The following is a 22107-nucleotide window of genomic DNA, read 5'->3' on the forward strand; positions in this document are numbered from 1 at the left end:
CGTCACCTGCCCACTGCAATGCCCACCTCGCAATACTCGGTCTACTTCTTTGCACAGGCGGCCGTCATCGTCCTGGTGTCGCAACTGGTGGGGCGCCTGGCTCAACGCCTGGGCCAGCCGCAGGTCGTGGGCGAGATGATCGCCGGCGTGATGCTCGGCCCCTCGTTGTTCGGCTTGCTGTTGCCCAGCGTCCAACAGGCTCTCTTCCCCAAGCCGACCCTGGCAATGCTCTACGTCGCGGCCCAGCTCGGCGTGGGCTTGTACATGTTCCTCGTCGGCATGGAGTTCCGGGCCGACCACTTCAGGTCACGCGCACGCAGCGCGATGTCGGTGTCGGTCGCGGGCATCGCGCTGCCGTTCACCCTGGCGTTTGCGCTGACGCCGTGGCTGCACACCGTGCCCGGGCTGTTCGCCGAGAAGACGCGGCTGAGCGAGGCCGCGCTCTTCCTCGGTGCCGCGATCGCGATCACCGCGTTCCCGATGCTGGCGCGCATCATCCACGAGCGTGGGTTGGCGGGCACCTCGCTGGGCACGCTCGCGCTGACGGCTGGCGCGGTGGACGACGCCGCCGCCTGGTGCATCCTGGCCATCGTGCTGGCGAGCTTCGGCGGCAGCTGGTTCGGCGCCTATGTGGCCATCGGCGGCGGCATCGGCTTCGCGCTGTTCATGATCTTCGTGGGCAGCAGGTTGCTGCGGCAACTGGCACGCTGGGTGCGCCCTGACCAGCCCTTGCCTGCCAGCCTGATGGCCGTGGTGCTGGTGATGTTCTCGCTGTGCGCATTCGCGATGGATGCCATCGGCATCCACGCGGTGTTTGGCGGCTTCCTGCTGGGCTGTGTCATGCCGCGCGGGCCGTTGACCGAGAAGCTGCGTGCGGCGCTGCAGCCTTTCGTCGTGGTGTTCCTGCTGCCGATGTTCTTCACCTACTCGGGCCTGAACACGCGGCTGGACATGTTGTTCGAGCCGGCGATCTTCGTCGCGGCACTGGCCATCCTGGCGGCTTCGTTCGGCGGCAAGCTTGCGGCCTGCTGGGCCGCGGCGCGGCTGAGCGGCGAGTCCAACAGCGACGCCATGGCCATCGGTGCGCTGATGAACGCGCGCGGGTTGATGGAGCTGATCATCATCAACATCGGCCTGGCCGCTGGGGTCATCCTGCCGGGCCTGTTCTCGGTGCTGGTGCTGATGGCAGTCCTGACCACGCTGATGGCCACGCCGCTGTTCAACTGGGTCACGCGCCGCGTCAGTGCTGGCGTCGCCATCGCCGAGGCCTGATCCGGGCAGCCTGGAGCACAAAGTTCATGCCCGCGAGCGGGAAGCCGCGCACGTTGGCGAAGACCGGCTCGCGCACCTCCTGGATGCGGTGCCACGGAAAGGCCTCGCGCACCGCCTTGCGGTACAGGAAGGCCCCGCCGCCCACCAACACGACGTGCCAGTGTTCCAACGTGCTCAACTGGGGCCCTACCTCTTACTCCAGTCCACTTTCGAGGTAGGTCTTGAGCACCACCGCATCGTTGTGCTCCGAGTCCTTCGCGCCATAGACAAGCGTGACAGTGCCCTGGCGGGCCTGCTCGGCGATCCGGGCCACGGGCTCGGGGTTGCGCTTGAGTTCCTGGCGGTAGCGGGCCTGGAACTCGGCCCACTTCTCCTCATCGTGCCCGAACCATTTGCGCAGTTCCGTGCTGGGCGCCACGTCCTTGAGCCACAGGTCGATGTGGGCCTTGTCTTTCCTGACGCCTCTGGGCCAAAGCCGGTCCACGAGGATGCGCAGGCCGTCGCCGGGCTCGGGAAGGTCATAGGCGCGTTTCAGACGGATGTGCATGTGCCGGTGCGTCGAGAAATGCAGACATACGAGCTTCAGACGGACGCCGGGCGCTTGCACACCCGCTCGCCCTGAACCGTCTCCGAAGGGCTGGTGCCACGTTGGCGCCTCCGGGATTCATCGGTGCCCTCCTGAGGTCTGGCGTGCCGAGGCGCTATTGCGCGCCGTCGGCATGGAAAAGGAAACGACCGGGCGTCCTGAAGCGTTCCTCGGACAACGTCACTGCTTCACCGGGCAGACCGTACTGCCGAACGCAGCAAGGCCATCGTGCGACATGCCTGATTCTGAGACATGCCACTCGTCGGCCCGCGTGGCAGCTGCGAATGCGCGCACGGCCGGTGTTTCTTTGGACAAAGATACCTCATACCGTGATATTTTTCGGAAGACTCCCGTCGTTCTCCCCGAAGCACAACGATGCTCCGTACTGCCCTTACCGAAATGTTCGGCATCGATCACCCGATCGTTCTCGCACCCATGGGCGGTGTGTCAGGTGGCCGGCTGGCCGCGGCAGTTTCCAACGCCGGCGGGCTTGGTCTTGTCGGCGGTGGCTACGGGGACAGCGGATGGCTCAGCAGGGAGTTGTCGCTGGTGAAGAGCCTGACCAGCCATCCATGGGGCGTTGGCCTCATCACTTGGTCGGCCGATGCATCGATTGTCGAGCTGGTGCTGGGGTACAGGCCGTACGCCGTCATGCTGTCGTTTGGTGATCCCGAACCATACGGATCGATCGTCAAGGCGGCGGGGTGCCGCCTGATCTGCCAGGTTCAGGACGTGGCCGGCGCACGCCTGGCCCTTGAGGCAGGCGCCGACGTCATCGTGGCGCAAGGCACGGAAGCCGGTGGCCACGGTGCCGGACGCTCGACGCTGCCATTGGTACCTGCCGTCGTCGATGCCGTGGCGCCAACACCGGTGTTGGCAGCCGGCGGCATTGCCGATGGACGCGGATTGGCCGCAGCGCTGATGCTCGGCGCGCAGGGGGTATTGGTCGGCACACGCTTCTATGCCAGCGAAGAGGCGCTCGGCCACCCGCATGCCAAGCGCAAGCTCGTCGAAGCCCATGGCGAGGACACCTGCAGGACAACGGCATTCGACGTGGTACGCAAGCTGGCATGGCCTGAGCCGTACAACGGGCGCGCGCTGTGCAACGGCTTCGTCAAGCGCTGGAGAGGCCGGGAGGATGAACTGGCCGCCCAGGTGGATATTCAGCAGCACGTGTACGCGTCGGCGGTACAGGCCGCAGACCACGACGTCGCTGTCGTGTGGGCTGGCGAAGGAGTCGATCTGATTGACGGGATCGAGCCGGCCGGTGACATCGTGCAGCGACTGGCCGCCGAGGCGGCCGACCGGTTGGGATGGGCTGCGAGGCTTGCATGAAGCTCAACATCCTCTCGGACCTGCACCTGGGCTTCGGTGCGATGGACCGTCCGGAGAACGACGCCGACGTGGTCGTCCTGGCTGGCGACATCTCGCGACACCGTGAGGCCGTGGCCTGGGCCTTGCGCTTCGAACGGCCGGTGATCTACGTCCCCGGAAATCACGAGTTCTACGGCAGCTGCATCGAGGCGGTCATGCAAGATCTCAAGCAGCTGTGTGCCGGCACAAGGGTCCACGTGCTCGATGACGGTGAATTCGTGATCGGCAACGTGCGCTTCCTCGGCACGACGCTGTGGAGCGACTTCAAGCTGTTCGGTGAGGGCGAGCAGAAGGCTGCCGCCATGGCACAGGCGCGACAGTCGATACGCGACTTCAGCAGGATCCGGGGAACCACGTCGGCCAGTTCAGCGTTCACGCCTGAAGATGCAGCAGCATTGTTCGAGCAGCACGCCACCTGGCTCGATAACCGGCTGAGAGCGCCTCACGACGGGCCCACGGTTGTCGTCACGCATCACGCTCCTTCGGCACAAAGCATCCATCCGCGGTTCACCGGCTCGCTGTTGAACGCGTGTTTCGTCTCCAGGGCTGAGCACCTCCTGGGCGCCGACCGTGTGCAGCTCTGGGTCCATGGCCATACCCATGACAGCTTCGACTACACACTCAACGGGACACGTGTGATCTGCAATCCGCGAGGCTATGCCAAAGGTGGTATCAACGAGAACCCGCTGTTCGATCCAGACCTGATGATCGAAATCGGTAGTGACGCCGGAAAAGTCCAAGCACCGAACCGGGATGGCCCATTACTGGTTGACGGACATGCGAGGCAGCGGTGACTGGCTCGACCACGTTGGAGATCCATCGAGCTGAGTCAGGGCACGCTCCCGTCGTTGAATGCGCCAATGTTCTCGACCGAGAACACGTCCGACAACGAGCGCAGCTCCGTGCGGTGCAGCCCAGCGAGCCGCGCGATGCACTGATTGCCTTTCTTGGTGAGGTGGACTTCGACCTGACGACGATCGGCCGACCCGGTCACCCGTTGTACCAGCCCGGTGTTCTCACACCGGGTGACCAGCGCGACAACGCCGTGGTGCCGGGCCTGCAGCCGCTCGGCCAACTCGCCAATCGTGGCCCACTCCCGCCCCGGAAAGCCCTTCAACTGCAGCAGAAGCTGGTACTGCAGAGGCGTCAGTCCTTCGGACTGCACTGCTTCTTCGCTGAAACGCATGAAGCGGCGCAACTGGTATCGGAACTCCGACAGCAGCTCGTAGTCGGCCTTGGTCATCGGCGCTGTCTTCTTGGTCATGGAGGCATTGGTAGAGTCGAGCTGTCTGGCTGTCGGTATATCACTGCGTGATCTGTATGACAGTTGCCTTGCCTCGGTACTCAGAGGCAGGCAATGGGATAGACGCCCCCACCCAGCGCCGCGGCAGCGGCACGAAGCCCTTCTTGGCCTCTGGCAGACAGCCAGCTGAAGCCCGCCGTGGCTCAGGGCTGGGCGTGGTAATTGGTGACCGCGACGTCATCAACCAGGCGATTGGCCACCGTTGTGGAAGGCATCGCCGAGCGAGTGCGCGGCAGCAGCAGTTCGGCCTTCAGCCCGCCAAGCCGTCCGCTGCCCAGCGTCACGTGGCCGCCGTAGAGCTCGGCGAGCTCGTGCACGATCGCCAGCCCCAGGCCACTGCCGGGCGTCGCCTCGTCCAGGCGTACACCGCGCGACAGTGCCTGCTTGCGCTGCTCGACCGTGATGCCCGGACCGTCATCCTCGACCACCAGGCGCAGTTGCGGTGTCGCTGCCTCGGGTACCCGGGACGCCGCGATATGCACTGCACTGCGCGCCCACTTGCAGGCGTTGTCGATCAGGTTGCCCAGCATCTCCTGCAGGTCCTGCTCCTCCCCGGCAAAGGCCAGTCCGGGCTCCACGACGGCGATGTCGAATTGCAGCCCGCGCTCGGCATGCACGCGCGACATGACGCGCACGAGCGCTTGCGCGACGGGGGCCACCTCTGCGCGTACGCCCGGCATGCCCTGCGCTGCCGCGGCACGCGAGCGGGCCAGATGCCAGTTGACGTGGCGACGCACCACCTCCACCTGGTCGGTCACGAATGCCGGCAGCGCGACCAGCGTCTCGGGATGCTGCTGTGCCGAGATCGCACCCTGTGCCATCACGGCCAGCGGCGTCTTGATGGCGTGGGCCAGGTTCCCGGCCTGTGTCCGTGCGCGAACCACGATCTCGGTGTTTCGCTGCAGCACGCCGTTGAAGTCATCGACCAGCGGTTGGACCTCCTGCGGAAACTCCCCTTCCAGGAACTGCTGCCGGCCCTCGCGCACGGCGTTGAGCCCACGCCGCAGCGCCTTGAGCGGCGCCAGGCCCATGGCTACCTGCGCCGTGGCCGCCACCATGAGCAACCCCAGCAGCACCGCCAGCGAGCCCGCCAGGAGCCGATTGAACTCGGCGACCGCCGCAGCCGAGTCACGACGATCGGCCGCCACCAGCAGACGCCAGGCCGCCCCACGGCCTGGCGCCATGCGCACCGTGCGCTCCACCAGCAGCAGCTCAGCGCCCCCAGGTCCGGCGACCTCGTGCACGTGCACTTCGCCATCCGCCGGCGCATCCGTAGGGGCGCGCAGCTCGGTGTCCCACAGCGAACGTGAGCGCAGCACGCCACGTCGGGGTGCTGCACCCGCCATCTCGTCGATCTGCCAGTACAGGCCGGAGTACGGCCGGGTCCAGCGCGGATCGCTCAGCCGCGCCGGATCAAGCAGGGGGCGCCCGTTGGCATCGAGCTCGAACCGCGCCGTCACCTGGTCGAGCTCGGTGGTCAGCGTCGCCACGAACTGGCGCGTGACGTGCTCGCGGAACAGTCCGGACAGCAGCCAGCCCGCGAGCAAGACGGCTACGGCCGTGGCCACGAACGTGGCCACCAGCAGCCGCCAGCGCAGCGACCTGGGCAACGGCAACGGCAACGCCATGCGCATCCTCACTCCCCGGGCGCGAGCCGGTAACCCAGGCCGCGCACCGTCTCGATGGTGTCGGCAGGCAGCTTGCGGCGCAGCCGAGCGATGAAGACCTCGACCGTGTTGGAGTCCCGGTCGAAGTCCTGGGCGTACAGGTGCTCGGTGAGCTCGGTGCGCGACACCACCTGGCCGGGCCGGTGCATCAGGTAGGACAGCAGCCGGTACTCGTGCGAGGTCAGGCTCACCGGGCGGCCGCCGACGCTCACGCGGCCGCTGCGGGTGTCCAGGCTCAAGGCGCCACACTGCAGCAGCGGCGAGGCCACGCCCTGGGCACGCCGGATGAGCGCCCGCACGCGCGCGAGCAACTCCTCCATGTGGAACGGCTTGGCCAGGTAGTCGTCGGCACCGGCGTCGATGCCCGCGACCTTTTCGTGCCAGCTGTCCCGTGCGGTGAGGATGAGCACCGGCATGGTCCGCCCGGCGACGCGCCAGCGCTGCAGCACCGTCAGCCCATCGACGATCGGCAACCCGAGGTCGAGCACGACCGCGTCGAACGGCTCGGTGTGTCCCAGGTGCTCGGCGTCGCGGCCGTTGTCGGCCTCGTCCACGGCATAGCCGGCATGCTCCAGGCCGGTGCGCAACTGCGCCCGCAAGGTGGCTTCGTCCTCGACCAGCAACAGTCTCATCGGGGCTCCCCCGTGTTCGTCAGGCCCTCACCGGGCCGGCCCCTGCGTCGGCGGCGGGCCCTTGGGATGCTGCTTCAACACCTCGGCCGTTCGGGCATCGACGGCCAGCTTCACCACCTGGCCACCGGGCTGCAAGAGCTTCACCTGGTAGACCCAGCGCCCGTCGTCGCGCTCCAGCTCCAGCTCCAGCACCTGGCCCGGGTACGTGCGCTGCAGCCGCTCCAGCAGCACGGGCAGCGCCAGCGCCTGGCCTGACTGCACGGCGTCCCGGGCGCTCTCGTGGTCACCCGCGCCAGCGTGCGCCAGCAAGGCCGTACCCAGCGCGCAAGCTGCGAGCAGCCGTGCCGCACGCTGGCTGATGCGCGCGGGCCGCGCCGTAACGGGGACGGTGGCGTGCAGGAGACGGGGTGGGTCTTTCATGCGGCCAGTCTTCAGCGTCTTGGCTGAACCACGGATGAACGGCCGGTTCAGGAAACGTTCAGGCCTCGCTGCGAAGAATGCCTCCAACGCCTGCAACGGCACCGCCCCGAGAGGCCCGCAATGAACGCCAAGCTGACCTGGATCAAACCTCGCCGCCCTCACTGGCTGCCAGCGGCCCTGTTGGCGGCCGGTCTTGCCGCGGCAGCCGGCACAGCCCGGGCTGGCGACACCACGGCGGCCCGGCAACTGGAACGCTTCAGCGCCCAGGCCGGCACCCCGGGTCAGGCCGAGCGCGGCCGGATCTTCTTCACCAGCCGCCATGGCGGCGAGTGGTCCTGCGCGTCGTGCCATGGCAACCCGCCCGCGAGTGCCGGCAAGCATGCCGGCACCGGCAAGTCCATCGCGGCGCTGGCACCCGCCATCAATCCACAGGCTTTCACGGACACCACGAAGGTCGACAAGTGGTTCCGCCGCAACTGCAAGGACGTCGTGCAGCGCGAATGCACGGCCACCGAAAAAGCCGACGTGCTGGCCTACCTGCTCAACCTCATGCGCTGAGGCTCAACCCTTCACCGAGGAGAACGTCGATGAACGCACCATTCCACGCCCTGCCCCCACCTCGCTCCCTGCCCTGGGCCGCCTCACTGCTGCTGGCCCTGGCAGCCGCGCTCCCGGCCCAGGCCGACGAACGCCAGCTGCTGCCGGCGAACACGCCCAAGGCCTACACGCAGGAGTGCGCTTCCTGCCACACGGCCTACCCGCCCGGCATGCTGCCGGCGCCCTCGTGGCAGCGCGTGATGTCGGGACTCGACAAGCACTACGGCACGGACGCGTCGCTGGACGAGAAGACGGTCCAGCAGCTGGCGACTTGGCTGCAAGCCCACGCCGGCACCTACAAGCGCGTTGCCGAACAGCCGCCCCAGGACCGCATCACGCAAGCCAACTGGTTCAAGCGCGAGCACCGCGAGATCGATGCCGCGGTATGGAAGCACGCCAGCGTCAGGAGCGCCGCCAACTGCGCCGCCTGCCACAGCGGGGCCGAGCGCGGCAATTTCAGTGAGCACGGCCTGCGCTTTCCTGCCGGGCTCGACGAGCGCTACCGCCGTGCGTGGCAGGACTGAATTCCCCCAAGGAGACACCATGATCCAAGCCGAGACGATGACGGCCGCCGGCCGTCCCGTGACTGCCCGGGCGCCTGGCAGTCGGCGCGTCACGGATGCGCCGACCCGCATGTTCCACTGGCTCTTCGCACTGAGCTTTGCCGGCGGCTGGCTGACCGGAGATTCCGAGCACTGGCGTGCGCTGCACGTGACGCTGGGCTACACGATGGCCGGACTGCTGGGTTTTCGCATCGTGTACGGGCTCATCGGCCCGCGCCACGCGCGGCTGTCGCTGCTGTGGCGCAAGCTCGTCGGCGCACCGGCCTGGCTGCGCTCGCTGAGGGGCGGCGGCACGGCCACGCGCGTCAACTGGCGCCAGGGGCACAACCTGCTGATGGCCGCTGCCGTGGTCCTGTTGCTGCTCACGGTCGTGCCGCTGGCCCTCAGTGGCTATGCCACCTACAGCGACTGGGGCGGCGAGTGGCTGGAGGAGGTGCACGAATTCTTCGCCAACGCCTTCCTGGCCGCCGTGACCGCGCACCTGGCGCTGATGGCGCTCTCCAGCGTGTTGCGGCGCCAGAACCAGGCGTTGCCCATGCTCACCGGCCGCATTCCCGGCACGGGGCCCGACCTGGTGCACAAGAACCGCCGCTGGCTGGCCGCGCTGCTGCTGCTGGGCGTGCTGGGCTTTGGTGCCTGGCAGTGGCAGCTCTCACCCAACGGGCTGCTGCCCGGCTCAGTGAGCCATGCCGAACAGTCGCACGACGGCGGCGACTGACTCATGGACCTCGGCCGTCATCGAAAGGAGTCACCATGAAAACTTACGTGTGTCCGGCTTGCGGGCTGGTGTATGACGAAACCGCTGGCCTGCCCGAGCACGGCATCCCCGCCGGCACGCCCTGGGCCGATGTGCCCGAGAGCTGGCGCTGCCCCGAGTGCAACGTCGGCAAGGCCGACTTCGTGCCGATGGAGTGGTGAGTGCATGCGCCCTTGGCCGCGTCTTGATATTTCCCAAGGAATTGAAACATCGGCCGAACGCCGGGCCTTTCATCCCCATCTGAACCAGCAGGAAGGCGATGGACGCCAACCGCAGATCCGAAGGAGATGCACGTGAAGACGCCGAACTGGACCGTGTTGACCACCGCCGTCGCGACCGCTGCGATGGCCGCAGCGCTCAGCGCCCCGGTGCTGGCACAGACCGCCACGCACGATCACAGTGCTGCCGCACTGCACAAGCTCACGCTGAACCAGGGCCGCAAGTGGGCCACTGACGAACCCTTGCGCGCCGGCATGGAGCGCATCCGCGGCCTGGTCGAACCGCAACTCGGCGCCGCCCATGCCGGCAAGCTCACGCCGGCGCAATACCGCAAGCTGGCAACGCAGGTGGAAACCGAGGTCGGCGGCATCGTCGCCAACTGCAAGCTCGAACCGAAGGCCGACGCGATGCTGCACCTGGTGATCGCCGATATCGGCGCGGGCACCGACGCGATGGCCGGCAAGGACGCCAAGACCCGCCCGGCACTGGGCCTGGTCAAAGTGGCTGAAAGCCTCAACCAGTACGGCAGCCATTTCGACCACCCCGGCTTCGAGCGCATCCGCAACGCTCACTGAAATCCCGAGGAGACGGTCATGACGTTCACGACTCCCCAATCCCTGCAACACGAACCGCCAGCAACGAGTCGGGTGTGGTGGCGGGCAGTTCGTTCGCCAGGCCCGTGCTGTACCGGGACAACAGGCCTGTTTCGCTGCTTGGCCCCGAAACGCCAGGGCAGACCGGGGCAGTGGCGCAGGACGTGAACGACGCGGGCATGGCCACCGGCTACGCCCACGGTGAGCGCTGGTCTGAGCGACGCGGGTCATATCGTGGGCTTTGGGACCTACAACGGCCGCGTCCAGCGTTCCTTCCTGGTCACGCCCGTACCCGAACCGGGCACGGTAGTGCTGATGCTGGCCGGCTTGGACGTCGTAGGCGGCGCTGCGCGCCGGCTTGCTGCCCCGTCTGCGATCAATCAGTCCAGATAAGCGCACTCCCGTTGAAAGGCTGCAAAGCCCCACGCCCCGTGGTGGTGGGCCGTGGCAGGAGCTTATGCCTCATTCTTGGCGCAGGCTCGCCGGCATCGACCTCGCCTGCTGCGCGCTCGAACACGCTCGCGGCCATGCCTGCACCTCACACGCCAGCATCCCTGTCGCAGCACAGGCATGCAGTCACAAGTAGTAGCAGCTTGACGGCCGGTGCGGTGCAGGATTGGACAGCCTCAGGCACCGCGCTGTGCACGTCGCCATCGACCATCGCGCACATGGCCATAGACAGCGCAAGGGTGTATTGGCTCCACAGCAGAAAGTCACAGGGAACGCTGGACTCAACCCGACTCGGGAGGAGAGAGCATGTTTTCCAGAACCCTATGCACCGCTGTTGCCTGCATGGCGCTGTTGAATGTTCAGGCCCAGAAGGCAGGGCCGGGCGGTATCGGTGTTGCCTCCCCAGCACCTTTCTACAAGTTCCCGGGTGCGCCGCAGGTCACCATCTCGAATCACGGCAACATCGTGGGTTTTGTGAGTGCCACGGGCGCCACGCACGTAGCCAGCGAGGGCTACGTCCTGTGCTACGGCTACACGGTCGCATACGACCTCGCGTACTCCGAAGCTGGTTTTGAACCGCCCACCACGGCCAATTGCTGGGGCAACACCTGCATCGTGACCCGCATAACCAGCGATCGCGTGATGCGGCTGCGACAAGTCATCATCAAGAGCCGTTCGGAAGACCGCGCGCTCAGCATCGAGATGACGGTCATCAACCAGGCCGGGTATGCCATCTCGCCCGTCGTCCTTCGCCGCCAGGTCGATCTTGACGTCGATGCCCGCACCCTGGGCGGCACAGTCATCAACCGTTTCGCCACCTCGGAGCTTGACTCCTTGACGGCATGGAACGCGCCCTTTGACACTCCCGGCGTGGGAAGTGCCATCCTGGTTCGCCATCTTCGCGCCGAGCCCTCGTCGATGATCTACATGCCGAAGATCACGTCCAACCCCGTGGACACGAGCTGCAATCCACAGAACATCGCCGTCAACGGCGAGGTGCGGGGAAATTACGGCGGGTCCATGCAATACAACGTTGGCACGCTCACAGGAGGCGGCCGCGCGACTGTGAAGCTTCAGTACCAGCGCAATTGAGCGGCGCGGGTGTGAAGGCGTTGTGCCTTGACGCGGGAGGGTGACCCATGGGGCGGCCAAAGCCCTGGCCGCCACTGCAGGCGGCGCCAAGATCTTCGACGACGATGGACAGTTCATCGCCGGGGCCGGGGCATGCTGGAGTGCGGTCGGCCATAGCGGTTGCAGGCAGCCACGGGCCCTCGGTCGCGCCGCCCGATGCGGCCAACTACTACCCCGAAACGAATCGGTCGCTTGAGGCTGGTCAAAGCGGGGCGACCTGAGAGGAACACAGTGAGAGTGCAATATCAGGCAAGGAGCTGCCTCATGAGCACCTTAGCTGCCTCTTGGCTGGGTTCTCTGCGTGCCTTGACGCTGGCCACGGCATGGCTGGCCACCCCGTTGCTGGGCGCGATGCCGGACGCCACCCATGCCGCCGTGGGCGGCACGGTGCTCGCTTGGGGCGACAACGCCTACAGCCAGGTGAATGTACCCGCCGGGCTGAGCGGCGTTGTTGCGATCTCCACCAAAAACCATCACACGCTGGCGCTCAAGAGCGATGGCACGGTCGTGGCCTGGGGTCTCAATACTCTCGGGCAGACGGACGTACCGGCCGGGCTCACTGGAGTCCGTGCCGTGGCCGCCGGGGTGTACCACTCGGTAGCGCTCAAGAGCGATGGCACGGTGGTCGCCTGGGGTTACAACGCCGACGGCCAGACAAATGTTCCCGCCGGGCTGCGCGATGTCGTTGCCATCGCCGCCGGCATCGTCCATACGGTGGCGCTCAAGCGCGACGGCACGGTGGTGGCCTGGGGAGACAATTCCTCCGGCCAGACGACCATTCCAGCCGGGCTGCGCGGTGTCGTTGCCATCGACAGCGGCGGCAACAACACGCTGGCCGTCAAGAGCGATGGGACGGTGGTGGCCTGGGGCGACAATCATGTCGGCCAAAACGACGTCCCCGCCGGGTTGCAGGGCGTACGTGCCATTGCCGCGGGCGGCTGGCACACGGCAGCGCTCAAGCGTGATGGCACGGTGGTCACCTGGGGATTGAACAGTCACGGTCAGATGAGCCTGCCTGCCCAACTCGGCGGTGTCCGTGCCGTCTCTGCCGGGTTCTTCGACACGATTGTCCTCAAGCGCGACGGCACGGTGCAGGGCTGGGGCGGCAACGACCAGGGCCAGTTGAATATACCCACCGGGCTGAGCAGCATCATGGCCATCGCTGCTGGAGCCTTCCACACGGTGGTGCTCAAGAGCGACTACCACTTTGGTGGCTTTCTCTGGCCGGTGAACGCGCGGCCCGTCGTCAACACGCTCCAGGCGGGTGCGGCCGTACCGGTGAGGTTCAGTCTGGGCGGCAACAAGGGCTTGGACATCTTTGCCAAGGGCTTCCCTGTCTCCAGCAAGGCTTGGTGGTGCCCCGCGGATGCCGCCACCGACGAGATCGAGCAGACCATGCCGGTGGACGCGAGCATCCTGCGCTACGTCGACGCGACAGACCGCTACATGTACGTCTGGAAGACCAACCCTGCCTGGAGCGGCCAGTGCCGCCAACTGGTCTTGCGTTTCGCTGATGGCATCGAGCACACGGCACTTTTCCGCTTCCGATAGGACAGCTGGCCCGGACACTGTTGAGCCCAACGCAGGATGGAGTCCTGTTCTGGTCCCCGGCCAGCCAAGCGTTGAGCCACCGCCCAACCTCGAAGTGGTTGGTCTGATTCCACTTCTGGCTTCTGAGTGAAGTAATCCCGTTCGTCCTGAGGTATCGAAGGATGAACGGCCCCTGCCGCGGTGCCGCCATCGCAGCCTGTCGGGTTCGTACTTCGATACCTCAGTACGAACGGGTCATTTCACGACCAAAGTGGAATCGGTATGACATCGGGCAACGGCCGGTGGCTTGGGGCGGTACCGCTTATGGATTTGGCTGGACCGGCGCCGCTGCTTCCCCACAAGTATCAAGTGGTGCCGGCGCAACCAGACGCGTGCGACCGCGCCGCACGCCTGCGTGCTGCCCAACCCACCATCCCAAGCCCGGCCAGCAACGTCGCTGCCGTGCCCGGCTCGGGTACGGGCGTGGCAATGAACGCGCGCCATTGGTTGTCGAGGTGCCCGATGCCCGCGATCACGCCCCTGTCGTTGATACCGCTGGCATAGGCCAAGTCCCAGTGGACGGCATCCTCGGGCACGAGGAGATCGTTGAGTCTGTAGCTTTCCCCATCCCGGTACAGCATAGCTCTCTCGTAGTAGTCGTAGCCGACCACCCAGCCCCGCTCATTGATGTCGAGCGCGCTCCCGTTGACAAAGTTGATGGCCGTGTACACGCCGTCGCTGTAGATGAATTCTCTATTGAGCGACACGTAACTGAAGTCCTTGTGAACCAGGATCTGGCCCGCGTTGTTGATGTCCCTGGCTTCGTACTCATCGTAGCCCGGCAAGTGTCCGGGCGGATCGGGCAGCACAGTGGTCACGCCGTCGCGCCAGACGAAGCTCTTGGCGCAACTGCAGTCTTCCAGGTACGCGCGCCCAACCACCGCATCCTGGTCGTTGATCTCGTTGGCCCAGCCCGAGCCGCCGGGGATCTCCAGGAAGCGGGCACGGCTGCCGTCATAGAAGAACGCGCCCTTGTCGGACACGCCCACGATGTGGCCTGAATTGTTGATGCCCCAGGCAAAACCCTGGCTGACATCCAGCACGGGCTGCAGATCGATCATGCGTCCGTCACGGTAGAGGAAGGGCCGGTGCACCGGCGAGCCGGGATCGCCACCATCGATGCGGCCCACCACGTCGCCGCGGTTGTTGATGTCCGCGGCGAAAGAGGAACGCCACCCCAGGGTGCCCAGTCCCTGCATCTGGCCGTTGCGGTACAAGAAGGCTTGCCACGTGCCGTTTTCGTACCTCATGTCGCCGGCCACGTCACCCCGGTCATTGATGGCCCTGGCGCCGCTGTCTACGCCCCCAGGCAGCACCCCCAGGTCGTGGACACGATACAGCGGTACCTCGGCCTGCGCCGCAGCCGCCACCAAGGCCGCCAACGTCACCATGAGGCGAAACTGCGTCTGCATGCGGGGCCTCCTGTCGGCCAATGCAGAAGTAGCTTAGATCCCGGTGCGATGGTCTGCCGTGGCGCGTCGGTAATGCAGTGCAAGCAAATGCGTCGTTGCCGGCGGGCATGTCGGGCTGTTCGATTTCCGGGAGGCCAGTTCAGCCAAGGTCGGAGTGGGTGCGCAAGCTCACTGTTTCGGCACATGCGTCCAGCAACTGTGCCAGCGACCTGCGTTGCACCAACGGCACCACGCATCTCGGTGAGCAAGCCAGCAGCCCCCGCAGCGTCCATACCGGGACGCCGACCGGGTGCGTGGACCATTGGTCATCATGCAGCGCCCTCCCCTGTAGTCAGGCCGAACCGGCACCTGGGACCGATCCAGGCGGTGCAGCTGCGGTGGCAGGTGCGCCGGCCTTGCGGTCCAGCCACTTCAGAAGCGCCGCGTACAGCGCCTTGGGCTCCACCGGTTTGCCCACGAAGTCGTTCATGCCCGCAGCCAGGCACGCCGCGCGGTCCTCGTCGAAGGCATTGGCCGTCATGGCCAGGATGGGCAGCGACCGCAGCCCCGGGAGCGCGCGCAGCGCCCGCGTGGCCTGCAGCCCGTCCATCACGGGCATCTGCATGTCCATCAGCACCAGGTCGTAGGCCGCCTGCTGCGCTTTCTCGACCGCGATGCGGCCATCCTCGGCAAAGTCCACCTCCAGCCCCACGCCACGCAGCAGCGCCAATGCCACCTCGCGGTTGACGGCGTTGTCCTCGGCCACCAGCACCCGCGCGCCGGCGTGGCGCCGGCGCAGCTCGACGCCGGCGCCCTGGGGCGGCGTGGCAAGGGCCGCAGCGATGGCGGTCCCACGCCCGAGCCAGGCCGTGATCCAGAAGACGCTGCCGCCACCCGGCCTGGGCTGCGCACCAGCGCTGCCGCCCATGAGCTCGGCCAAGCGGCGCGTGATGGCCAGTCCCAGTCCCGTGCCGCCGTGCTCGCGGGTGGTGGAGACATCGGCCTGCTCGAAGGCCTCGAAGAGCCGTGCCACCTGCTGCGGCGCGATGCCCATGCCGGTGTCCTCGACCTCGAAGCGCACCAGCAGCCGCGGCCCTTGCTCCTGCAGCCCTCGCGCGCGCAGCGCGATGTGGCCCCGTTCGGTGAACTTCACGGCGTTGCTGGCGTAGTTCAGCAGTGCCTGGCGCAGCCGAGTCTCGTCGCCGCGCAGCATGTCGGGCACCGAGCCGGCATCGACGGCCACGGTCAGCCCCTTGGACGAGGCGCTGTCGCCCACGAGCGAGCCCACCTGCTGCAGCAGCGCTCGCAGCTCGAAGTCGTGTTCCTCCAACTGCAGCTTGCCGGCCTCGATCTTGGAGAGGTCCAGGATGTCGTTGAGGATGGACAGCAAGTGCTGCGCCGCGCCTTCGATCTTGCCCAGCCGCTCGGCCTGCTGCGGCGTGACGTCTTCCTGCCCGAGCAGGTGGGCCAGGCCCAGGATGGCGTTCATCGGCGTGCGGATCTCGTGGCTCATGTTGGCCAGGAAGGCACTCTTGGCCGCGGTGGCAGCCTCGGCTTGGCGAGTACGCTGGCGCAGTTGCTCTTCCAGCGCCTTGCGCTCGGTGAGGTCCGTCACGATGCCCAGAAAACCCAGCGGTGCGCCCTGCGCATCACGCAATACGCTGATGTTGAGCAGCGCGGGAAAACGTGTGCCGTCGGCGCGCACGTAGGTCCACTCCGTTTGCTGGCCGGCCCCCGGGTCTTGCGGCTGGGCCTGCTGCTGGTCGGCCGACAAGGCGCCGGACAGCCCGGTGGCCATCGTGCGCACTTCCAGCGGGAGCAGGTGCAACTGCCGGCGCACCTCCTCAGGGTCATGGAAGCTCAGCACTGGACGCCCCCGTGCCTGCGCCTGCGACAGGCCAAGCATCCTTTCAGCGGCTGGATTGAGGGCGCTGATGTTGTTGGCCAAGTCCGTGATGATGAAGCCGCTGGCGGCGCTGGCGAAAAGGGCTTTCTCACGTGCCGTGATTGCTTCGAGCTCGGCCGTGCGCTGGCGCAGTGCCTCTTCCATCGCCTTGCGCTCGGTGAGATCGGTAATGACGCCCATGAAGCCCACGGGCGTGTCTGCTTCCTGGCGCAGCACGCTCATGCTCAGCAGCCCGGGGAAGCGCGTGCCGTCGGCGCGCACGTAGGTCCACTCCGTCTGCATTCCAGGCTGCGCCGAGGCCGATAGCGAGCTGTTGCGGATCGCCCGCTCCAGCAAGGCCGGCTGCCCGTGGCCATGGTCACGCATGATCTTCGGGATCATGTCCGCCTTGGCCTGCACTTCCTCAGGATCGTGGAAGTCCAACATCGGCCTGCCTGCCGCCTGTACGGCCGGGAGACGGAACATCTGTTCGGCAGCCGGGTTGAAAAGCGTGATGTGTCCGGCAAGGTCCGTGGCGACGATGGCGCTGCCGGCGCTGTCGAGCACTGCGCGCAGCCTGGCCGTTTGCTGGCGCACCTGCTGCTCGAGCGTGGCGTTGAGCTCGGCGAGCCGTGCCTCGGCCGCCTTGTGCTCGGTGATGTCGCGGGCGATACCCACGATGCCCGTGACCTGCCCGTCAGGGGAGCGCAACGGCACCTTGATGGTGAAGAACACGCGAGGCTCCCCATGTCTGGCATCGAACACCGTCTGCTCGACCCGAATGGTGCAGCCCTCCTGCAAGACGCGCCGGTCCTCACTTTGCGCCTGGGCGGCAACCTCCGCTGGCAGCACCTCGCTGTTGCGCATGCCCATCAGCTCCCCGCGTGGGCGGCCCAGCACAGCGGCGGTGGCGGAGTTCAGCACGACCATGCGTCCTTCGCTGTCGCTGGTCCAGATGGGATCAGCCGCGCTTTCGATGAGCTGTTCCAGCAGATCGGCGGCGCGCCTGGCTTTGGCCTCGCTCTCGCGCAGTGCGCTCTCCGCGCGTGCCTGCTTGATCGCGGCCCAGGTTCGCTCCGCGGTGGCGTTGACCAGCGACACCTCGCCCGGTGTCCAGAAGCGCGGGGCTGACTGGCAGACATTGAGGTTCGCGACGAAACGCCCGTCCTGGACGAGCGGCACGCTCACCAGCGCCGCGATGCCCAGCGCCGCCAAGGCAGCCCGCTCGCCATCGGACAGCTCGGGCGCCGCGGCAACGTCGGACACCATGACCGTGCGTCCGGCCACCAACGCGTCCCGCAACGAGCGTCCGAACCCAGCGATGCGGTAGCGCCCGGTCAGCTCAGGCGAGCCTGCGGCCACATGGCTGCGCTCGATGCGCAGTTCCGCCCCGTCGGCCGACACTTCCCCGTACATCACGTGGCTGGCTTCCAGGTGCTGGCCCAGCATGCGCGAGGCCTCGGCCATGACGGCACCCGGATCGCTCAACGCGCGCAACGTGTCGCTGAGCCGCAGCAGATAGGCCTCGCGTGCCGCGCTCTGGCGCAACTGCTCTTGTGCCTGCAGGCGCTGACGCTCGCCCAGCACTCGCGGCGTGGTTTCCTCCAGGATGCTGAACACGCCGACCACCGTTCCATCGTCCGAGTGCACCGGGTGGTGGACCTCGTCGAACCAGGCATCTTCCAGCTCGGTGGTGCGGATGAACGGATAGTACTGGTCACGCAACTGGACCGTCTGCCCGGCCAGTACCTGCCTGAGATGGGGTTCGAAGACGGCGCTGACATCGGCGAAGGTCTCATGGGCCGAGCGCCCCAGCGCGATGGCGCTGCGCGGCCCGATCAGGCGGCTGTAGGCGTCGTTGTAGAGCAGCAGCGCCTGCTCGCCCCAGGACAGCGCCATCATGCGCGGGCTTTGCAGCATCAAGTCGACCAGAGCGCGCAGGCTTGGCGGCCAGCGCTCAATCGGCCCCAGCGGCGTCGCCGCCCAATCGTGAGCGCGGATGCGCTGTGCCATCTGGCCCTTGTGAAATGGCCACGCCGTGGCTTCGTTGTCATATCCAGTGATGTCCACGCGGGTAGCGTAGCCGTGACGACGACACCGACGGGCCCGGTCTGTTACCGGTTCGGCCGCGCTCCGAGGGCGCGGCAACAAGTCATGCCTTTGAGGCCCAAGCAGGACGGCAACCAGACAAGATTGGCCGGCGTGGCGACAACTCAAGAAACCTTGGGCGGCGGCAACCATCGCAACAACGTCGCATACAACCGCCCGGGCTCCACGGGCTTGGCGACATGGTCGTCCATGCCGGCGTCCAGGCAAGCCTGCCGGTCCTCCCCAAAAGCATTGGCCGTCATGGCGATGATCGGTAGTCCCGTGCCGACGCGCTGGCGGATCTGCCTCGTGGCCTCCAGGCCGTCCATCACGGGCATCTGGATGTCCATCAGCACGAGGTCATAGGGCTTGGCCGACACCATCTCCAGCGCCGTGCGGCCATTGTCGGCAGTCTCGACCTCCAGCGACACGGCTCGCAGCACGGCAGCCGCCACCGCCTGGTTGACGAAGTGGTCCTCGACCAGCAGCACCCGCTGGCCCTTGTGGCGCGCGCGCAGCAAGGCCTCGGCCTCTTCCTTGGAGGGCGGCTCGATCTCGAAGCCGCGGCGGCGATGCAGCACTTGCACCAGCGTGTCGCGCAGCACCGAATCCGTGATGGGCTTCACCAGCACGGCGTTGCCCTCCTCTTGCCGCGCAAGCTGCAGCAGGTTTGCGTCGGCGACAGGCGTCACCAGTACCGCCGGCGGCATGGCAGCGCCACACAGCCGACGCAACTCGCCCAGGATTTCAGCCCCGCCCGCCGGCGTGCGCGAATCGATCAGCGCCACGTCGTAGGGCTGGGCGGTGGTCATTCCGGCTTGCAGCCGCGTGAGCGCCTGATGGCTGCCCAACCGTGCGTCGGGCTCCAGCCCCAGCATGGAGAGCAGTTCGCTGAGCTCGCCCAGGGCCTCGGCCGCGTCGCTGATGAGCAGTGCGCGCCGGCCCTTGAGCGTTACCGGCACGGACTGTTCACCGACTTGCCGCGCCCGGCCCAGCCAGGCAGTGAACCAGAAGGTGCTGCCCTTGCCCGGCACGCTGTGCAGCCCGGCTTCACCTCCCATGAGAGCGGCCAGGTGGCGCACCAGCGCCAGGCCCAGGCCGGTGCCGCCATGGCGCCGAGTGGTCGAGCCGTCAGCCTGCTCGAATGCCTCGAACACCGCCTGCTGGCGCTCCGGCGGAATGCCCGGCCCGGCGTCCTGTACCTCGAAGCGCACCAGCAGCCGCTGCCCCTCCTCGCGCAGCAGCTCGCCGCGCAGCGACACCGAGCCGCTGGCGGTGAACTTCACCGCGTTGGACAGCAGGTTGAGCAGCACCTGGGACAGGCGCGTGGGGTCGCCGCGCAGCCGCTTGGGCAGATGGTCGGTATCCAGCGCCAGGCCGAGCCCCTTGTCTGCCGCCAGGCCCCGGACGATGGCCAGCGATCGGCCCAGCACGTCGTCGATCGCAAACTCGCTGTCCTCCAGCACCATCTTGCCGGCCTCGATCTTGGAGAGGTCCAGGATGTCGTTGAGAACCTGCAACAGGTGCCTGGCCGCGTCCTGGACCTGGCCCAGGCGCTGCTGCTGCAACGGCTCGCGGGTGTCGCGCAGCAGCAGGTGGGTGAGCCCGAGGATGGCATTCATCGGCGTGCGGATCTCGTGGCTCGTGTTGGCCAGGAATGCGCTCTTGGCCGCGCTGGCCACCTCGGCCTGGCGCGTGCGCTCGCGCAGCTGCTCTTCGAGCGCCTTGCGCTCGGTGAGGTCGGTGAGCAGGACCAGGAAGCCCAGTGCCTGCCCCTGCGCGTCGCGCAGCACGCTCAGGTGCAGCAGCCCGGGGAACGACGTGCCGTCATCGCGCAGGTACGTCCACTCGTTGCGCGGGCCTTCGCCCGGGCGGGCGCGCTCGGGCAACAGGCCGGCAATCAGCGCCGCGGGCATGCGCGCGCCCTCGGCCTGCACGTCCGGCGGGAAGAACTGCGCCTTGTAGGTCAGCTCCTCGGGCTCGCAGAAGTCCGTCACCAGGCGGCCCAGCACCTGCGGCGCCGGGCAGCGGAACATGGCCTCGGCGGCCGGGTTGAAGGAGGTGATGCGGCCTTCCAGGTCCGTGGAGATGACGGCGATGCGGGCGCTGGCGACGATGGCTTTCTCGCGCTCGGTCAAGGCCTCAAGCTCGGCCGTGCGCTGGCGCAGCGACTCCTCCAACGCCCTGCGCTCGGTGAGGTCAGTGATGACGCCCATGAAGCCTATCGGCGCATCCAATGCCTGGCGCAGCAGGCTCATGTTCAACAGCCCGGGGAAGCGCGTGCCGTCGGCTCGCACGTAGCTCCACTCGGTAGATTGCTCGGGCTGCGCCAGCTGGGGCGCCGCACTGTCGCGGATCGCCTGCTCCACCACGTCGGGCAGTCGCTGACCGTGTTCCCGCATGACGGTTGGAAGGAGGTGCGCCTTGGCACGCAGCTCCTGCGGATCGTGCAGGTCCGTCACCGGCCGCCCCAGCGCCTGTGCCGCGGGCAGGCGAAACATCGCTTCGGCGGCCGGGTTGAACAGCGTGATGCGGCCATCGAGGTCGGTGGCGACGATGGCACTGCCGGCGCTGTCGAGCAGGGCCCGCAGTTGCGCCGTGCGCTGGCGCACCTGCTGCTCCAGCACGTCGCGCGCGGTGCGCTGCTCATGGATGTCGGTGGCCGAGCCGAACCAGCGCACGACCCGCCCTTGTGCATCGAAAACCGGTTCAACCCGCAGCAGGTGCCAACGGTATTGACCATCGTGCCGGCGGATGCGGTGCTCGTGCATGACCAACCCGGGCTCGGCCAACGCTTGCTCCCAGAGGGCCTGTGTCGCAGGCAGGTCGTCGGGGTGGATGGTGCCCGCCCAACCCTGGCCCGTGCTGTCGGACCGTTCCAGCCCGGTGTACTCGTGCCAGCGCTTGTTGTACCAGTCGACATGGCCGTCGGGCCGGTTGCTCCAGAGCAGATCGGGCACCAGGTTGGCGATGGCGCGCATCTGCGCCTCGCTCTCGCGCAACGCGGCTTCGGCACGGCGCCGCGGCGTCGTCTCGGTAATGGTGATGAACACGCCGGCCACGCGGCCCGCGTCGTCGTGCACCGGGTTGTAGGTCAGCGAAAACCAGGCATCTTGCTGCACACCCGAGCGCGTCAGCGGGTACAGCGCATCCTCGAACACCAGCGACTCGCCGTGCCAGACCCGCTCGTAGATGGGGCCACTGATGTGCTCGAACTCCGGCCAGCACTCGTGCGTGGGCTGGCCCAGCGCCGCCGGGTGCCGCGCACCGATCAGGTCGCGGTAGGCGTCGTTGTAGATCTGGACGAGGCGGGGTCCCCACAGCACGACGCTGGCGCGGGGGTGTGTCAGCGCAAGTTGAACGGTCGTGCGCAGGACAGCCGGCCAGTGCTGCACGGCACCCAGCGGGCTATGGGCCCAGTCGTGTTCGCGCACACGCTGCGCCATCTCGCCACGGGCAAAGGGCCAGTGGGCGGCGTTGTCAGCGGCGTGCTTCAGGTCCACGTGCCAAGCGATGTCCGGGATGTGCCGACGAGCGAGCAAGGCTGTTGCCCGCATGAGCTCACGCATCCGCGGGGCCCTTCCCATGG

20 protein-coding genes are annotated in these 22107 nt (G+C 67.2%); 11 read left to right on the forward strand and 9 right to left on the reverse strand.

The genetic code is table 11. The features are described from left to right. Window positions 1–18: 18 nt before the first annotated feature. Entirely contained in the window at window positions 19–1272 is a 1254-nt protein-coding gene (locus HHL10_RS26605) for a cation:proton antiporter (protein ID WP_169163441.1), read from the forward strand. Here the strand turns inward: HHL10_RS26605 and HHL10_RS26610 are convergent. Further along, window positions 1241–1450, reverse strand: a complete 210-nt coding sequence (locus tag HHL10_RS26610; RefSeq protein WP_205833234.1) for a hypothetical protein — start codon at window positions 1448–1450, stop codon at window positions 1241–1243. The two genes, HHL10_RS26605 and HHL10_RS26610, sit on opposite strands and share 32 nt — an antisense overlap. 15 nt (window positions 1451–1465) lie before the next feature. Then, complete coding sequence (locus HHL10_RS26615; protein WP_169163442.1) at window positions 1466–1819, reverse strand: DUF488 domain-containing protein; 354 nt, start codon at window positions 1817–1819, stop codon at window positions 1466–1468. A gap of 414 nt (window positions 1820–2233) precedes the next feature. Between HHL10_RS26615 and HHL10_RS26620 the strand changes: the two genes are divergently transcribed. Next, a complete protein-coding gene (locus tag HHL10_RS26620; protein WP_169163443.1) occupies window positions 2234–3193 on the forward strand; it encodes an NAD(P)H-dependent flavin oxidoreductase in 960 nt (319 codons plus the stop codon). Beyond that, window positions 3190–4026 carry a metallophosphoesterase gene (locus tag HHL10_RS26625; RefSeq protein ID WP_169163444.1) on the forward strand — a complete coding sequence of 279 codons (837 nt, stop codon included), beginning with the start codon at window positions 3190–3192 and terminating at the stop codon, window positions 4024–4026. Before HHL10_RS26620 ends, HHL10_RS26625 begins: the two co-directional genes overlap by 4 nt. A gap of 35 nt (window positions 4027–4061) precedes the next feature. Here HHL10_RS26625 and HHL10_RS26630 read toward each other — a convergent pair whose 3' ends face one another. The 4 genes from HHL10_RS26630 to HHL10_RS26645 all read right to left on the reverse strand — a co-directional run bounded on the left by HHL10_RS26630 (window position 4062) and on the right by HHL10_RS26645 (window position 7254). Next, window positions 4062–4475 carry a MarR family winged helix-turn-helix transcriptional regulator gene (locus HHL10_RS26630; protein ID WP_375138988.1) on the reverse strand — a complete coding sequence of 138 codons (414 nt, stop codon included), beginning with the start codon at window positions 4473–4475 and terminating at the stop codon, window positions 4062–4064. A 203-nt stretch (window positions 4476–4678) separates the two neighbouring features. Next, window positions 4679–6163, reverse strand: coding sequence for a sensor histidine kinase (locus HHL10_RS26635; protein WP_169163446.1), 1485 nt, complete (start codon window positions 6161–6163; stop codon window positions 4679–4681). Window positions 6164–6171: 8 nt separating this feature from the next. Beyond that, window positions 6172–6834 carry a response regulator gene (locus HHL10_RS26640; protein WP_169163447.1) on the reverse strand — a complete coding sequence of 221 codons (663 nt, stop codon included), beginning with the start codon at window positions 6832–6834 and terminating at the stop codon, window positions 6172–6174. A 27-nt stretch (window positions 6835–6861) separates the two neighbouring features. Beyond that, complete coding sequence (locus tag HHL10_RS26645) at window positions 6862–7254, reverse strand: PepSY domain-containing protein (protein ID WP_169163448.1); 393 nt, start codon at window positions 7252–7254, stop codon at window positions 6862–6864. A 120-nt stretch (window positions 7255–7374) separates the two neighbouring features. Here HHL10_RS26645 and HHL10_RS26650 point away from each other — a divergent pair, with 120 nt between their 5' ends. From HHL10_RS26650 to HHL10_RS26685, 8 genes are all read left to right on the forward strand, one after another. Then, on the forward strand, window positions 7375–7812 hold the full coding sequence (locus tag HHL10_RS26650) for a DUF1924 domain-containing protein (RefSeq protein WP_169163449.1): 438 nt from the start codon (window positions 7375–7377) through the stop codon (window positions 7810–7812). A 29-nt stretch (window positions 7813–7841) separates the two neighbouring features. Continuing rightward, on the forward strand, window positions 7842–8375 hold the full coding sequence (locus HHL10_RS26655; RefSeq protein WP_169163450.1) for a diheme cytochrome c: 534 nt from the start codon (window positions 7842–7844) through the stop codon (window positions 8373–8375). Between the two features lie 19 nt (window positions 8376–8394). Next, entirely contained in the window at window positions 8395–9132 is a 738-nt protein-coding gene (locus HHL10_RS26660; protein WP_169163451.1) for a cytochrome b/b6 domain-containing protein, read from the forward strand. 35 nt (window positions 9133–9167) lie between these two features. Next, window positions 9168–9332: a rubredoxin gene (locus HHL10_RS26665; protein WP_169163452.1), complete on the forward strand. Its 165-nt coding sequence runs from the start codon at window positions 9168–9170 to the stop codon at window positions 9330–9332. Window positions 9333–9464: 132 nt separating this feature from the next. Then, the gene (locus HHL10_RS26670) at window positions 9465–9965 is read left to right on the forward strand and encodes a hypothetical protein (RefSeq protein ID WP_169163453.1); all 501 of its coding nucleotides are present in this window, start codon (window positions 9465–9467) and stop codon (window positions 9963–9965) included. 252 nt (window positions 9966–10217) lie between these two features. After that, a complete protein-coding gene (locus HHL10_RS31420; RefSeq protein ID WP_375138989.1) occupies window positions 10218–10376 on the forward strand; it encodes a PEP-CTERM sorting domain-containing protein in 159 nt (52 codons plus the stop codon). Window positions 10377–10739: 363 nt separating this feature from the next. Further along, window positions 10740–11525 (forward strand): hypothetical protein, encoded by a 786-nt coding sequence (locus HHL10_RS26680; protein ID WP_169163455.1) that lies wholly within the window; start codon window positions 10740–10742, stop codon window positions 11523–11525. A gap of 303 nt (window positions 11526–11828) precedes the next feature. Next, window positions 11829–13115: a PxKF domain-containing protein gene (locus tag HHL10_RS26685; RefSeq protein ID WP_169163456.1), complete on the forward strand. Its 1287-nt coding sequence runs from the start codon at window positions 11829–11831 to the stop codon at window positions 13113–13115. Window positions 13116–13459: 344 nt separating this feature from the next. Here the strand turns inward: HHL10_RS26685 and HHL10_RS26690 are convergent, their stop codons facing one another. From HHL10_RS26690 to HHL10_RS26700, 3 genes are all read right to left on the reverse strand, one after another. Beyond that, window positions 13460–14566, reverse strand: coding sequence for an HAF repeat-containing PEP-CTERM protein (locus tag HHL10_RS26690; protein ID WP_169163457.1), 1107 nt, complete (start codon window positions 14564–14566; stop codon window positions 13460–13462). A 331-nt stretch (window positions 14567–14897) separates the two neighbouring features. Continuing rightward, entirely contained in the window at window positions 14898–18350 is a 3453-nt protein-coding gene (locus HHL10_RS26695) for a PAS domain S-box protein (protein WP_169163458.1), read from the reverse strand. Between the two features lie 293 nt (window positions 18351–18643). Further along, complete coding sequence (locus HHL10_RS26700) at window positions 18644–22021, reverse strand: PAS domain-containing hybrid sensor histidine kinase/response regulator (RefSeq protein WP_169163459.1); 3378 nt, start codon at window positions 22019–22021, stop codon at window positions 18644–18646. Window positions 22022–22107 lie beyond the last annotated feature (86 nt).

Source organism: Azohydromonas caseinilytica (assembly GCF_012927045.1).
Classification (GTDB): domain Bacteria; phylum Pseudomonadota; class Gammaproteobacteria; order Burkholderiales; family Burkholderiaceae_C; genus Azohydromonas; species Azohydromonas caseinilytica.